The 13,091-nt window shown below is 64.9% G+C and carries 13 protein-coding genes; 10 read left to right on the top strand and 3 right to left on the bottom strand.

The genetic code is table 11. From position 1 onward, the window contains the following. Position 1 precedes the first annotated feature (1 nt). From RFM98_RS11180 to RFM98_RS11135, 10 genes are all read left to right on the top strand, one after another. A complete protein-coding gene (locus tag RFM98_RS11180; RefSeq protein ID WP_320308918.1) occupies positions 2-448 on the top strand; it encodes a MaoC/PaaZ C-terminal domain-containing protein in 447 nt (148 codons plus the stop codon). Between the two features lie 18 nt (positions 449-466). Further along, positions 467-1,198, top strand: a complete 732-nt coding sequence (locus RFM98_RS11175; RefSeq protein WP_320308917.1) for an SDR family oxidoreductase — start codon at positions 467-469, stop codon at positions 1,196-1,198. Between the two features lie 54 nt (positions 1,199-1,252). Continuing rightward, positions 1,253-2,530 carry an L-fuconate dehydratase gene (locus RFM98_RS11170; RefSeq protein WP_320308916.1) on the top strand — a complete coding sequence of 426 codons (1,278 nt, stop codon included), beginning with the start codon at positions 1,253-1,255 and terminating at the stop codon, positions 2,528-2,530. Positions 2,531-2,602: 72 nt separating this feature from the next. Further along, positions 2,603-3,262, top strand: a complete 660-nt coding sequence (locus RFM98_RS11165; protein ID WP_320308915.1) for a DUF2161 domain-containing phosphodiesterase — start codon at positions 2,603-2,605, stop codon at positions 3,260-3,262. A 243-nt stretch (positions 3,263-3,505) separates the two neighbouring features. Next, positions 3,506-4,237 carry a FadR/GntR family transcriptional regulator gene (locus RFM98_RS11160; protein WP_320308914.1) on the top strand — a complete coding sequence of 244 codons (732 nt, stop codon included), beginning with the start codon at positions 3,506-3,508 and terminating at the stop codon, positions 4,235-4,237. Next, positions 4,234-5,436 carry a PLP-dependent transferase gene (locus RFM98_RS11155; RefSeq protein ID WP_320308913.1) on the top strand — a complete coding sequence of 401 codons (1,203 nt, stop codon included), beginning with the start codon at positions 4,234-4,236 and terminating at the stop codon, positions 5,434-5,436. The genes RFM98_RS11160 and RFM98_RS11155 overlap by 4 nt, the downstream gene beginning before the upstream one ends. Before the next feature lie 26 nt (positions 5,437-5,462). Continuing rightward, complete coding sequence (locus RFM98_RS11150; protein WP_320308912.1) at positions 5,463-6,740, top strand: ABC transporter substrate-binding protein; 1,278 nt, start codon at positions 5,463-5,465, stop codon at positions 6,738-6,740. A gap of 184 nt (positions 6,741-6,924) precedes the next feature. Beyond that, positions 6,925-7,848 (top strand): carbohydrate ABC transporter permease, encoded by a 924-nt coding sequence (locus RFM98_RS11145; RefSeq protein ID WP_320308911.1) that lies wholly within the window; start codon positions 6,925-6,927, stop codon positions 7,846-7,848. Further along, positions 7,848-8,696 carry a carbohydrate ABC transporter permease gene (locus RFM98_RS11140; RefSeq protein WP_320308910.1) on the top strand — a complete coding sequence of 283 codons (849 nt, stop codon included), beginning with the start codon at positions 7,848-7,850 and terminating at the stop codon, positions 8,694-8,696. The genes RFM98_RS11145 and RFM98_RS11140 overlap by 1 nt, the downstream gene beginning before the upstream one ends. Before the next feature lie 3 nt (positions 8,697-8,699). Further along, entirely contained in the window at positions 8,700-9,767 is a 1,068-nt protein-coding gene (locus RFM98_RS11135; protein WP_320308909.1) for an ABC transporter ATP-binding protein, read from the top strand. Position 9,768: 1 nt separating this feature from the next. Here RFM98_RS11135 and RFM98_RS11130 read toward each other — a convergent pair whose 3' ends face one another. The 3 genes from RFM98_RS11130 to RFM98_RS11120 are packed head-to-tail and all read right to left on the bottom strand — an operon-like array spanning position 9,769 to position 12,936. Beyond that, on the bottom strand, positions 9,769-10,620 hold the full coding sequence (locus tag RFM98_RS11130; protein WP_320308908.1) for a TIGR01459 family HAD-type hydrolase: 852 nt from the start codon (positions 10,618-10,620) through the stop codon (positions 9,769-9,771). Next, positions 10,617-11,936, bottom strand: coding sequence for an FGGY-family carbohydrate kinase (locus RFM98_RS11125; RefSeq protein ID WP_430682289.1), 1,320 nt, complete (start codon positions 11,934-11,936; stop codon positions 10,617-10,619). Before RFM98_RS11125 ends, RFM98_RS11130 begins: the two co-directional genes overlap by 4 nt. Continuing rightward, the gene (locus tag RFM98_RS11120) at positions 11,896-12,936 is read right to left on the bottom strand and encodes a class II aldolase/adducin family protein (protein ID WP_320308906.1); all 1,041 of its coding nucleotides are present in this window, start codon (positions 12,934-12,936) and stop codon (positions 11,896-11,898) included. Before RFM98_RS11120 ends, RFM98_RS11125 begins: the two co-directional genes overlap by 41 nt. Positions 12,937-13,091: the final 155 nt, after the last annotated feature.

Below are 13,091 nucleotides of genomic sequence, written 5' to 3'. Positions count from 1 at the left end.
CATGGAACAGACCATTTATTTCGAAGACTATGAGATCGGCTCCTCGCGCCTCACCAGCGGGCGCACCATCACGGAGACCGACTTCGTCGTCCATGCCGGCCACACCGGCGATTTCTTCCCGCATCACATGGACGCCGAGTTCATGAAGACGACGCCTTTCGGCCAGCGCATCGCGCATGGCACGCTGGTCTTCTCGGTCGGCGTCGGGTTGACTGCGAGCGTCATCAACCCCGTCGCCTTCTCCTACGGCTACGACCGGCTGCGCTTCATCAAGCCGGTCTTCATCGGCGACACGATCCGCACCCGCACCACCATCGCGGCCAAGGAGGATGACCCGAAGCGGCCCGGTTCGGGACGCGTCATCGAGCGCGTCGAGGTTTTGAACCAGCGCGACGACGTCGTGCTGGTCGCGGATCATATCTACATCGTCGAGCGGCGGCTCGGCTGAAAAACGGAGACAAACAATATGGCGGATATCACAGGCAAGGTCGTGGTCGTCACGGCGGCCGCACAAGGCATCGGTCGGGCCAGCGTGCTGGCTTTCGCCAAAGCCGGCGCCATCGTCCACGCCACCGACATCAACGAGGCGGCTTTGGCCGAATTCGCCAAGGCGTCCGGCATCAAGGCGCGCAAGCTGGATGTGCTGAACGACGAGGCTGTAAAAACCGCCTTCGCCGAGATCGGTCGCGTCGATGTGCTGTTTAACTGCGCCGGCTTCGTCCATGCCGGCTCGATCCTGGAGATGAAGGACGAGGATCTCGACTTCGCCTTCAACCTCAATGTGCGCGCCATGATCCGCACCATCCGCGCCGTCCTTCCGGGCATGCTGGAGCGCGGCGACGGCTCGATCATCAACATGTCTTCGGTCGCCGGCGCCCCGAAGGGCGTGCCGAACCGTTTTGCTTACGGCGTCACCAAGGCCGCCGTTATCGGCCTGACCAAGTCCATCGCAGCCGATTACGTTGCCAAGGGCATTCGCTGCAACGCGATCTGCCCTGGTACAGTCGAGAGCCCTTCGCTGCAGGGCCGCATGCAGGCGCAGGGCGACTATGAGGTGGCGCGCGCCGCCTTCATCGCCCGCCAGCCGATGGGCAGGATCGGCACGCCGGAGGAGATCGCCGACCTCGCCGTCTATCTGGCCGGCGCCTCTTACACGACGGGGCAGGCCTATAACATCGACGGCGGCTGGTCGATCTGAGGCCGTTTCCGCAGCCAGGTTGAGCGCGGGCGGCAATCCAGTTACGAGGCAAGAATGACCAGGATTACGGACCTCAGAACCTTCGACCTGCGCTTCCCGACGTCGCAAAGCCTCGACGGCTCGGACGCGATGAATCCCGACCCGGATTACTCGGCCGCCTATGTCATCCTCGACACCGATGTCCCATCTCTGAAAGGCCATGGCCTCACCTTCACCATCGGCCGCGGCAATGAGATCTGCTGCGCGGCGATCGAAGCGCTGCGCCACCTCGTCGTCGGGCTCGATCTCGACTGGGTCAAGCGGGATCCCGGCCGCTTCTGGCATCACGTGACCGGCGACAGCCAGTTGCGCTGGATCGGCCCCGACAAGGGCGCCATGCATCTTGCGGTGGGCGCGGTGGTCAACGCGGTCTGGGATCTTTGGGCCAAGGAAGCCGGCAAGCCGGTCTGGCGTCTGGTCGGCGAGATGAGCCCGGAAGACATCGTGCGCATCATCGACTTCCGCTACCTCACCGACGCCATCACCCCGGCCGAGGCGCTCGAGATTTTGAAACGGGCCGAGGCCGGCAAGGCCGAACGTATCGCCACGCTCGAGCGCGAAGGCTATGCCTGCTACACCACTTCCGCCGGCTGGCTGGGCTATCCCGACGACAAGCTGCGGCGCCTTTGCCAGGAAGCCGTCGACGATGGGTTCGACCACATCAAGCTGAAGGTCGGCCGGGACCGCGCCGACGACATCCGCCGTCTCGGGATCGCCCGCGAGGTGATCGGCCCGGACCGTTACCTGATGATCGACGCCAACCAGGTCTGGGAGGTCGACCAGGCGATCGACTGGCTGAAGGACCTTGCCTTCGCCAAGCCGTTCTTCATCGAGGAACCCACCAGTCCCGACGACGTTGCCGGCCATGCGAAAATCCGCAAGGCGGTGGCGCCGATCAAGGTCGCGACCGGCGAGATGTGTCAGAACCGCATCATGTTCAAGCAGTTCATCGCCGGCGGCGCGATCGATGTCGTGCAGATCGATTCCTGCCGCATGGGCGGGCTGAACGAGGTTCTGGCGGTTCTTCTGATCGCCGCCAAATACGGCCTGCCGGTCTGGCCGCATGCCGGCGGCGTCGGTCTCTGCGAATATGTCCAGCACCTGTCGATGATCGATTATGTCGCGGTGTCAGGCACGAAGGACGGTCGGGTGATCGAATATGTCGATCACCTGCACGAGCATTTCCTCGAGCCCTGCGCGATCCGCGACGCAGCCTACATGCCGCCCCAGGCGCCCGGCTTCTCGATCGAGATGAAGGCGAAGTCGATCGAGGCTTACCTGCATCGCGCCTGATATGCCGGTGCCGGCGGCGATCATGCCGCAGCTCGCTGTGTCGCATAGCCGCGAATCGGCTATGCCTCTCCCATGCAGGAAACATCCCTCTACGAACCGGTGAAGCGGTTCCTCGAGAGTATGGATTTCGCCGTCAAGGGCGAGATCGGCGGCTGCGACGTGGTCGGCGTGCGCGCGGGCGAACCGCCGGTTGTCGTCATCTGCGAGCTGAAGCTGCAGTTCAATCTCGAGCTCGTCCTGCAAGCCGTCGACCGCGCGGCGGCCTGCGACGAGGTCTGGCTGGCCGCCTATATGTCCGCGCGCGGCAAAGGTCGCGAGCACGACCGCCGCTTCCGCGCGCTGTGCCGCCGTCTCGGTTTTGGCCTCTTGGGTGTCGGCAAAAAGGGCGAGGTGGAGCTGCTGCTCAGTCCCGCCGCCTTGCCGCCGCGCCGCGACCCGCGCCGGCGCTCGCGCCTGGTCGAGGAACATCATCGCCGCAAGGGCGATCCGTCGATCGGCGGCAGCACGCGCAGGAAGCCGATCATGACCGCCTACCGGCAGGAGGCTCTGGCTTGCGCCGCTGCCATGGCCGACGGCCCGAAGCGGCCACGCGACCTCAAGGCCCTTTCGCCGCGCGCCGCCAGCATCCTTCTGCACAACTACTATGGCTGGTTCGCCAGGGCCGAGCGCGGCATCTACGCGCTGACCGAAGCCGGCCTCGCCGCGATCCAGCCTCTTCCTGCGGTGCTGTAAGTCATCACCCTGGCATAAACTCGCCGGCTTACCACTCGGCGAATGAGCCATCCTTGTGGCGCCGAGCGGGTTGCGCCAGCGATGCCCTTCCTTGGCGTCCTTGGCGCCGGCAGCGCGCCTGAAACGACAGGGCCGAATGGCGCGTATCCTCGCCGTTCGGCCCTGCCTCTTTTCGACTGTTGACACGTCGTGCCACCTGTGCAGAATTGGTTGGACCATTGAACCACTTTAGGCTCAGCCGGCGTGACCGACTTCCTGCCCCCCATCCAGACGACAGCCCGCGATGACGCGGTGCTGAAGGCGTTGGCGGGGTTCGTGCGGCAGGAAGCGCTGGGCCCCGGCGAGAAGCTGCCGACCGAGCGCATCCTCGCCGAACGCCTCAAGGTCAGCCGCAACACTGTGCGCGAGGCGCTGACGCGCTGGGAAGGCTTGGGGCTCGTCGAGCGGCGGCAGGGCAGCGGCACTTACCTCAAGGCGGCGGTCTCACCCGACATGCTGCACATGCCGCTGACATTGGCCGGCGGCAACGATTTCACCGGCCTGATGCGCACGCTGGAGATCCGCCGCGCGCTTGAGGCCGAGGCCGCGGCGCTTTGCGCCATCCGCGCCGGCAAGGCCGAGATCGCCGAGATCGAGCGCAAGCTCGACATCATGGAAGAAGCCTTCCGAACCCGCGCCGGCATGTCCTCGGAGGAGGACTGGGAGTTCCACCAGGCGGTCTACCGCGCTTCGGGCAATCCGCTGTTCGAGCAGATCATCGCCGCCATGCATGAGCTGTTCCACCGCTTCTGGGAGCATCCGCTCGGCGTGCGCGACTTCGGCCACGCAAGCTTCCCCTATCACCGCACCATCTTCGACTGCATCGCCGCGCATGACCCTGAGGGCGCTCGCGCCGAGGCGCTGAAACTCATCGCCACCGTCGAGGACGATCTGAAGCGCGGCGCCGCCAACCTCAAACTTTCGGACCGCAAATGAACGAGCAGCCCAACACCTTCGACCCGGCCTCCCTGGCCAGCGACTATCTCGGCGAGGCCGCGACGCTTCTGGCGCATGACGATCCGTTCCCCGGCGGCGCGGTGGTGCCGCCGATCTACCAGACCTCGCTGTTCACCTTCGCCAGTTACGCCGACATGGCCGACACCTTTGCCGGCAGGAGAAAGCAGCCGATCTATTCGCGCGGCGACAACCCGACGGTGATGGAGTTCGAGGCGCGCGTGGCGGCGCTCGAAGGCGCCGAGGCCGCACGCGGCTTCTCAAGCGGCATGGCGGCGATCAGCGCCACGCTGCTCGCCTTCGTCGGCGCCGGCGAGCGCATCGTCGCCGTGCGCAATTGCTACGGCGACGCTTACCGGCTGTTCGAGCGGCTGTTCCCGCGGTTGCAAATCAAGGTCGACTATGTCGACGGCTCCGATCCTGACGCGGTGGCCGCGGCACTCCCCGGCGCAAGGCTGCTCTACCTCGAAAGCCCAACCTCGATGATGTTCGAGCTGCAGGATATCGCGCATCTCGCCAGGCTGGCGAAAGAGCAGGGCATCGTCACCACCATCGACAATTCCTGGGCCTCGCCGGTGTTCCAGAAGCCGATCACACACGGCGTCGACCTTGTGCTGCACTCGGCTTCCAAATATCTGGGCGGCCACAGCGACACCGTCGCCGGAGTGGTGGCCGGTTCGGCCGCCCACATCAAGCACATCAACGAGCAGACCTATTCCCAGCTTGGCGCCAAGCTCTCGCCCTTCGAAGGCTGGTTGCTGCTGCGCGGCCTTCGCACGCTGCCGCTGCGCTTGCCGCATCACATGAAGAGCGGGCTTGTCATCGCCGAGCGGCTGAAGGCGCATGGCAAGGTCGAGCGGGTCAACCACCCCGTCTACTCCAACCATCCCGGCAAGAAGACGCTTGCCGGCTATGCAGGGCTGTTCTCCTTCGAGGTCACCGAGGATGTCGACATTCCGGCCTTCGTCGATGCGCTGAAGCTGTTCCGCATCGGCGTCAGCTGGGGCGGCCATGAAAGCCTTGTCGTGCCGGCAAAGGCCTCGCTCGAGCAGACGCCGGGCATCAATTCGATGGCGCGCTTCGGCGTCAGCCCCCGAACCATCCGCTTCAATGTCGGATTGGAAAATGTCGAGGATCTCTGGGCCGACATAGCCCAGGCCTTCGACAAGTCAAAAAAATGACTGGTCAAAAAATGGGAGTCCTGAAGATGAAAAGACTGACCTTCATGCTTGCCGCCGTCGCCGGCCTGGCGATTTCCGCCGGCGGCGCGCTGGCCGACACCACCATCAAGCTGGTCGAAGTCATCACCAGCCCGCCGCGCACCGAATTCCTGAAGAAGCAGATCGCCGAATTCGAGACGGCCAATCCCGGCATCAAGGTGGAAGTGGTCTCGCTGCCCTGGGGCCAGGCCTTCGAAAAATTCCTCACCATGGTGCAGGCCGGCGACACGCCCGACGTCGTCGAGATGCCGGAACGCTGGATGGGCCTTTACGCCAACAACGCCCAGCTCGAGGATCTCGGCCCCTACATGGCCAAATGGGATGACGCCAAGACGCTGGGCGACCGCGCCAAGCAGTTCGGCTCGACCGTCAACAACACGCAGTTCATGATCCCTTATGGCTATTATGTGAACGCGCTGTTCTGGAACAAGAAGCTGTTCAAGGAAGCTGGCCTCGATCGCCCGCCGGCAACGCTGGACGAGTTCGTCGACTTCTCCAAGAAGATCTCGGCCATCCCCGGCAAATACGGCTACTGCCTGCGCGGCGGCCCCGGCGCCTTCAACGGCATGCACATGTTCATGAACATCGCCGACGGCAAGGGCGGCTACTTCAACGAAGACGGCACCTCGACCATCAATGACGAAGGTTCGGTCAAGGGCCTGCAGATGCTGGCCGACATGTACAAGAACGGCCTGGCGCCGAAGGACGCCGTGAGCTGGGGCTTCAACGAAACGGTGACCGGGTTCTATTCCGGCACCTGCGCCATGCTCAACCAGGATCCGGACGCGCTGCTCGGCATCGCCGACAAGATGAGCGCCGACGACTTTGCCGTCGCGCCGCTGCCGGTAGGCCCCAGCGGCAAATCCTATCCGACGCTGGGCTATGCCGGTTGGGCGATGTTCGCCAACTCGCAGCACAAGGACGAGGCCTGGAAGCTGATGGCGACGCTGCTGTCGCCCAAGGACAATCTGGAATGGGCCAAGGAAGTCGGTGTCGTGCCGATCCACAACGGCGCCGACCAGGATGCGCACTTCAAGACCGAGCAGTTCAAGGGCTGGTTCACCGAACTCAGCGACAGCTCCAAATATGAAATGGTGACGCCGCCGACGCATCTGGAAAACCTCGGCAATTTCGTCGACCAGGTGGCGATCAAGAACTTCCAGGAAGTGCTGCTCGGCCAGAAGCCGGCCAAGCAGGTGGCGGACGAATGGGCAGCGTTCCTGACGAAGGAGCAGCAGGCCTGGCTGGCGAAAAATAAGAAGTAAGCGCGGGCTTTTCCTTCTCCCCGTTCACGGGGAGAAGGTGGCCCGAAGGGCCGGATGAGGGGCAGCGCCACACTTTCCGGAAGTTCGCGCCGCCCCTCATCTGCCTGCCGGCATCTTCTCCCCGTGAACGGGGAGAAGGGCGCTGTCGCCGTCCCCGGCACCAACCCTCCATCGCGAGCACCGTATGACCTATGCAGTGTCCGAAATCCGATCAGCCGCCCGGCCGCGCAAGCAGCGGCTGAGCAAGGCCGCGATCGAGCCGTGGCTCTATCTTTCGCCGGCTATCGTCCTGCTGGTCGTGGTGCTTTTGGTGCCGCTGATCATCGGCATCAGCTATTCATTCCGCAAATTCTCGGCCTTCAAATCGGAATATGTCGGCCTCGGCCAGTACCAGGCGATGCTCTCCGATCAGGTGCTCGGCCAGGCGCTGATCAACACGCTGTGGTGGACGGTCGCCAGTCTGTTCTTCCAGTTCTTCCTTGGCCTCGGCCTGGCGCTGCTGCTCGACAAGCCGTTCTACGGCCGCAAGGTCGTGCAGGCGGTTGTCTTCCTGCCCTGGGCGGTGCCGTCCTTTCTCTCGGGCCTCACCTGGGCCTGGCTGTTCAACCCGATCATCGGGCCGCTGCCGCACTGGCTGTTCGCGCTTGGCCTCAAGGCCGAACCGACCAATGTGCTGTCCGACCCGGCCACCGCCATGTGGGGGCCGATCGTCGCCAACATCTGGTTCGGCATCCCGTTCTTCGCCATCACGCTGCTTGCGGCGCTGAAGTCGATCCCGTCCGAGTTGCATGAGGCGGCGGCCATCGACGGCGCCTCGCCCTGGCAGCGCTTCACCAAGGTGACGCTGCCTTTCCTGGCGCCGACCATCGTCATCACCGTCATGCTGCGCACGATCTGGATCGCCACCTTCGCCGATCTGATCTTCGTCATGACCGAGGGCGGGCCGGCCGGCTCGACCAGCACGGTGCCGGTCTACATCTATGTCAGCGCCTTCAAGTCGCTCGACAAAGGCTATGCCTCGGCCGTCGCGGTGCTGCTTCTGGTGCTGCTCATTGCCTACGCCATCGGGCTGATCGCCATCCGCCGCACGCTTGTGAGGCATGTCTGATGATCGCCGGTCGCTCCACCTCCTCACGTCTTCTCGGCGGCATCGGTCTCTACACGGCGATCGCCGCCTATATGATCTTCGCGCTGTTTCCGATCTTCTGGACGCTGAAGATCTCGGTGACGCCCGAGCGCCTGCTCTATTCCGAAGGCATCACCTTCTGGCCGTCGCAGACGACTTTTCAGAATTTCGCCACCGTGCTCGAGGCCTCCGACTTCCCGCGCTATTTCCTGAACAGCGTCATCGTCTCGGTGTCGACGGCGGCGTTTGTCACCGTCATCGCCGCGCTCGCCGGCTACGCCATGTCGCGCTTCACCTTCCGCGGCAAGGCAACTTTAGCCATTCTGCTGCTGCTGACACAGACCTTCCCGCTGGTTATGGTCATCCCGCCGATCTACCGCATCATGGGCGATATCGGCCTGACCAACAGCCTGATCGGCCTGATCATCATCTACACCGCCTTCAACACCGCCTTCGCCACCTTCCTCATGCAATCCTTCTTCGACGGCATCCCGAAGGATTTGGAGGAGGCGGCGATGATCGACGGCTGCACCCGCGCGCAAGCCATGCGCAGGGTCATCGTGCCGCTGACCTTGCCCGGCATGGGGGCTACGCTCGGCTTCGTCTTCACCGCCGCCTGGAGCGAATTGCTGTTCGCGCTGATGCTGATCTCCAGCGACGAGCAGAAGACCTTCGCCGTCGGCCTGCTCACCTTCATCGGCAAGTTCGCCGTCGACTGGGGGCAGATGATGGCGGCCTCGATCCTGGCGCTGATCCCGGTCTGCATCTTCTTCGCCTTCCTGCAACGCTATCTCGTCACCGGCCTCACCGCCGGCGCGGTCAAAGGATAAAAGATGGCTTCCGTCACGCTGCAAAACGTCGAGAAGGATTACGGCTCGCTGCGCATCCTGCATGGCGTCGATCTCGAGATCGCCGATGGCGAGTTCGTCGTGCTGGTCGGCCCGTCCGGCTGCGGCAAGTCCACGCTGCTGCGCATGATCGCCGGCCTCGAAGAGGTCACCGGCGGTGAGATCCATATCGGCGAGCGCCTCGTCAACGACGTCGCGCCCAAGGACCGCGACATCGCCATGGTGTTCCAGTCCTACGCGCTCTACCCGCATATGGATGTCTCCTCGAACATGGGCTTCAGCCTGATGCTGAAGAAGGCCGAGAAGGCGACGATCGAGGGAAGGGTGGGCGCGGCTGCCAAGCGCCTCGGCCTCGACAGCTATCTCGGCCGCCTGCCGCGCCAGCTTTCCGGCGGCCAGCGCCAGCGCGTGGCCATGGGGCGCGCCATCGTGCGCGACCCGAAAGTGTTCCTGTTCGACGAGCCGCTCTCCAATCTCGACGCCAAGCTGCGCGTCCATATGCGCGCCGAGATCAAGGCACTGCACCAGCAGCTCAAGACCACATCGGTCTATGTCACGCATGATCAGGTCGAGGCGATGACCATGGCCGACCGCATCGTCGTCATGCATGACGGCTATGTCCAGCAGGTCGGCCACCCGCTGGAGCTCTACGACCGGCCGGCCAACACTTTCGTCGCAGGTTTCATCGGCTCGCCGGGCATGAACTTTTTGCCGGCGAAAGTCGCCAAGGGCGGCAAGGCGGACGCCGTGCTCGCCGATGGACAGAAGCTGAGATTGCCGGATGGTCTGCCGCTGGAGGATGGCGATGACCTGACCATCGGACTGCGGCCCGAGCATATCAAGCTTGTCGACGATGGCGCGCTGAAGGCCGAAGTCGAGGTGGTCGAGCCGCTCGGCCTGTCGACGCAGTTCTATGTCAGGCTGGCCAACCAGCAGATCTGCGTTTTCGTCATGGGTCGCGCCGATGTGAAACCGGGCGACACCATCCGTCTCGCCGCCGATCCGGGGGCGCTGCACCTGTTCAATCCCAAGAGCGGTGACCGCATAAATTAGGTCAGCGCCAGCGGAAGGCGTCCAGGGTATAGTCAGGCCAGGCGCCAAGCTCTTGAAAGAGTCCGGCAAGGTCGCCGCTGTCGGCCAATATCCCCGACAGCACCAGGGCGGTCGCCACGCCGGCGGCGTTGCCGCCGGCGATATCGTGCTCGACACTGTCGCCGACGCAGATCACGTCGCCGCGCGTCGGATTTCCAGCAAGCGACAACGCCGCATGGTAGATCGCCGGATAGGGCTTGCCGATACGGGTGACGCTGCCGCCGAGGTGTTCATAGACATCGGCAATCTTGCCGGCGCCGAAGCGCGGTCCGATTGCGGTCAGCATGATCCGATCCGGGTTGGTGCAGAAGCACGGCACCTTCCTTGCCACCGCCGGGCCGAGAAGCCCGCGATAGTGATCGAGGTCGTAGCGGTCGCCTTCGCTGGCCGTGATCAGCACCAGTTCGGCGTCATCGCCGCGCTCGGTCAGGGTCAGGGGCAGGTCCTCGATCGCTGAACGGTCGTCATCGCGACTGATCAGCAGGCATCTTGTGCCGGCCCGCAGAGTGCCTTCGCGCGCCATGTCCCTGAAAAGGCGCCAGGCTACTTCGCCGGATGAGACGAAATGATCCCAGCTTCCCGCTTCGAAACCAAGCCTCAGCAGCCGTTGTTCGTTGGGCTCCGCCCGCTTGCCGGAATTCGAGATCAGCGCCACCGTCTTGCCGGCCCGCTTCAGCGCCGACAGGGCTTCGACCGCGCCGGGATAGGGCTGCTGCCCATCATGCAGCACGCCGAACTGGTCGAGCAGGAACACGCGGTACCGCTCCGCGAGCGCGCCGATCTCGTCGAGATGCATAGCGTGCTTCGCGCTCACAGCTGCCCCGCCTCGTTCGCGCCCGTCAGCGCCAGCCTTGCCGTGCCGGCGGCGGCCTCGTCGGAGAGCGCCTGCAGGAAATCGACGCCGAGCTTGCGCCGTCGGATCGCGGTCCAGGCGGCATTGGCGGCACCGCCGCCGACGCTTCGGACGGATGTCAGCCGGGGCGCGCCGAGTTCGGCAAGCCTCTGGTAGCCGAGCGTCTCGATGGCCGCGATGCCTTCCAGCATCGCCTTCAGATAATCGGCGTCGGATTGCGGTCGGGGCAGAAGCCGCGGCTGCAGCGCCGGATCGGCAATGGGAAAGCGCTCGCCGGGCGAGCCGAGCGGATAATAATCGAGACCGATCTCCGTCGCGGAATCGATCGTCGCACTGAGCTCGATGATGCGCGCGAGCGAAAAATGCCGGGCGAGCACCTTCCCGCCGGTGTTCGATGCGCCGCCCGCCAGCCAGGCATCGCCAAGTCGATGACTGTAGATGCCGTATCGCGGCGCCGAGATCGGCCGGTCGGACAGGATCTTGATGGTCAGCGACGATCCAAGCGCGGTGACGCCGTCGCCGGCGGCCGCCGCACCCGTCGCCAGGAAAGAGGCGCAGCCATCCGTGGTGCCGGCAACCATCGTGACGTCGCGTGGCAACCCGAACAGGTCGGCTGCGGCAGCCGTGAGCCCGCCGGTCGCGCTGCCCGGCCTGACGACGGCGGGCAAAAGCTCCATGCGCATGCCGGTCGCCGCGATCCACTCCGGCCAGCGGCGCGCCTCGGCATCGTAGCCGGTCTTCAAGCTGTTGTTCTCGTCGCTGACGTCAAAGCGGCCCGAGAATTGTCCGGCGACCCAGTCGGCCTGGTGCAGCACGGCATGGACGCCGGGCAACCGCTGAAACCAGAGCGCCTTGGCAAGGCCGGATGTCGCCCCATGCGCGGCGCTCGCTTCCGGCGCCGTGCCGGCGATCGCGCTGAGGATGGCGTCGTCCGGAACCTTGTCGTTGTACATCAGCGGTTCGGCTAGCGGCCGTCCGGCGCCATCCACGGGCAGCAAGGTGCCCGACGTGCCGTCGGCTGCGATCGCCCGCACCGCGTTGCGGTCGATTTGCGAGAGAAGCTCCCTCAGCGCCGCTTCGACCGCGGCCCACCAGACGGCGGGATCGCGGCCGTTCGCGCCGAAGCGCTCGAGCGGCACGGCGGCGTGTGCGGCGATGGAAAAGTCCGGACGCATCGCGACGGCGCGCGACCCGGAGGTGCCGAGATCTATACCGATGGCAAGCGACGTCACGCGCCTAACCCGCGGCGTTGAGTTTCTGGCGATACTGCTCGGCATCCCAGTTGATCAGCTCGTCATTCTCGGCGGCGGTGAGATAGTTCAGTCGCGCCGTGATGTCGATCCGAGCGGTCACGTCGGCAAGACAGCGTTGCATGGCGTCCGCGCCGGAGCCGGCATCGCCGCGCATCAGGACGCCGGCGCCGGGAAAGAGGATCGCGACCGGGTTGACGCCCAGTCTGGCTGTGACGTCACCAACCTGCTCGCCGGGCCTTGCCACCACCGAACCCCGGCCGAGAAAGATGACATGGTCCGGATAGAGGCTGCCGGCTTCGGCCATGCGGCAACTGTCCGCATCGAGCGCGACCGCATGCATCTCGACATCCGCCGGCAATCGGTAGCCGCTGTCGCCGGCGAGCGCCGTCAGCGCCGCGATGTCCGGGTTCGCCGCCTGCCGCGCCGGGCGCGCCAGCAACGATCTGACCCGGTGCAGCAGGCGCTCTGCGCCGGCAACGGTCTCCGCCGCGACGACCAGTCCGTGATTGCCGAGGATCAGCACGTCGATCCCGGGCCGGAGGCGCTCGGCAATGCCCTGGGCAAGCGGCAAACCTGGCCGGCGATAGGGAACATAGGCCCACGCGATGCCCTGGAGACGCCGTCCGGCCTCGGTCTCGCAATCGGCCTGGACGGCGAGTGAGATCGTGTCGACGCAGTGGACATGCAGCACCACGCGCTGCGGCATTAGCGCGTGCACGGTGGTCTCGATCGACGGGCGCAAGCCACGCGGATTGAGAGCCTCGATCGCGAATGCCTGCGGCTTGTCGGCGCGCGGATCGCGTCGTTCGACCGCCTCGACAAGCGGCACCATCGCCACCGGCACCATGATGTCGTCGGCCAGCGCGTCCTTCAGCCATGTACCGGAGGCCTTGATCCACAGCGTGTCGCCGGCTTTCAGCGATGTGTTGCCGCCGGCCGCCTGGGTCAGATGCGGATTGGCGCCGATAGCGGCCGAAAGCGCCCGCAAAGCGGCCAGTTCCCGCGCATCAACTTGGGTCGCCATGGCGATCTTCCTCCTACGGCTCGGTCCCACACGATCTCGCATCGCGGGGAATGATTGGCGCTGATATCGCAGACGCGAGCGATCTGCGTCAATAGTGATCTAGTATCATCAAAACTGGCTTGCAATCCGTCTGGCGTTGAGTAAGTTGCACCAAT

Origin of the sequence: Mesorhizobium australafricanum (assembly GCF_033977265.1) — a bacterium.
GTDB classification, from domain to species: Bacteria; Pseudomonadota; Alphaproteobacteria; order Rhizobiales; family Rhizobiaceae; genus Mesorhizobium; species Mesorhizobium australafricanum.
The sequence above is the reverse complement of the archived record's forward strand: the minus strand, read 5'-3'. Positions and strand labels throughout refer to the sequence as shown.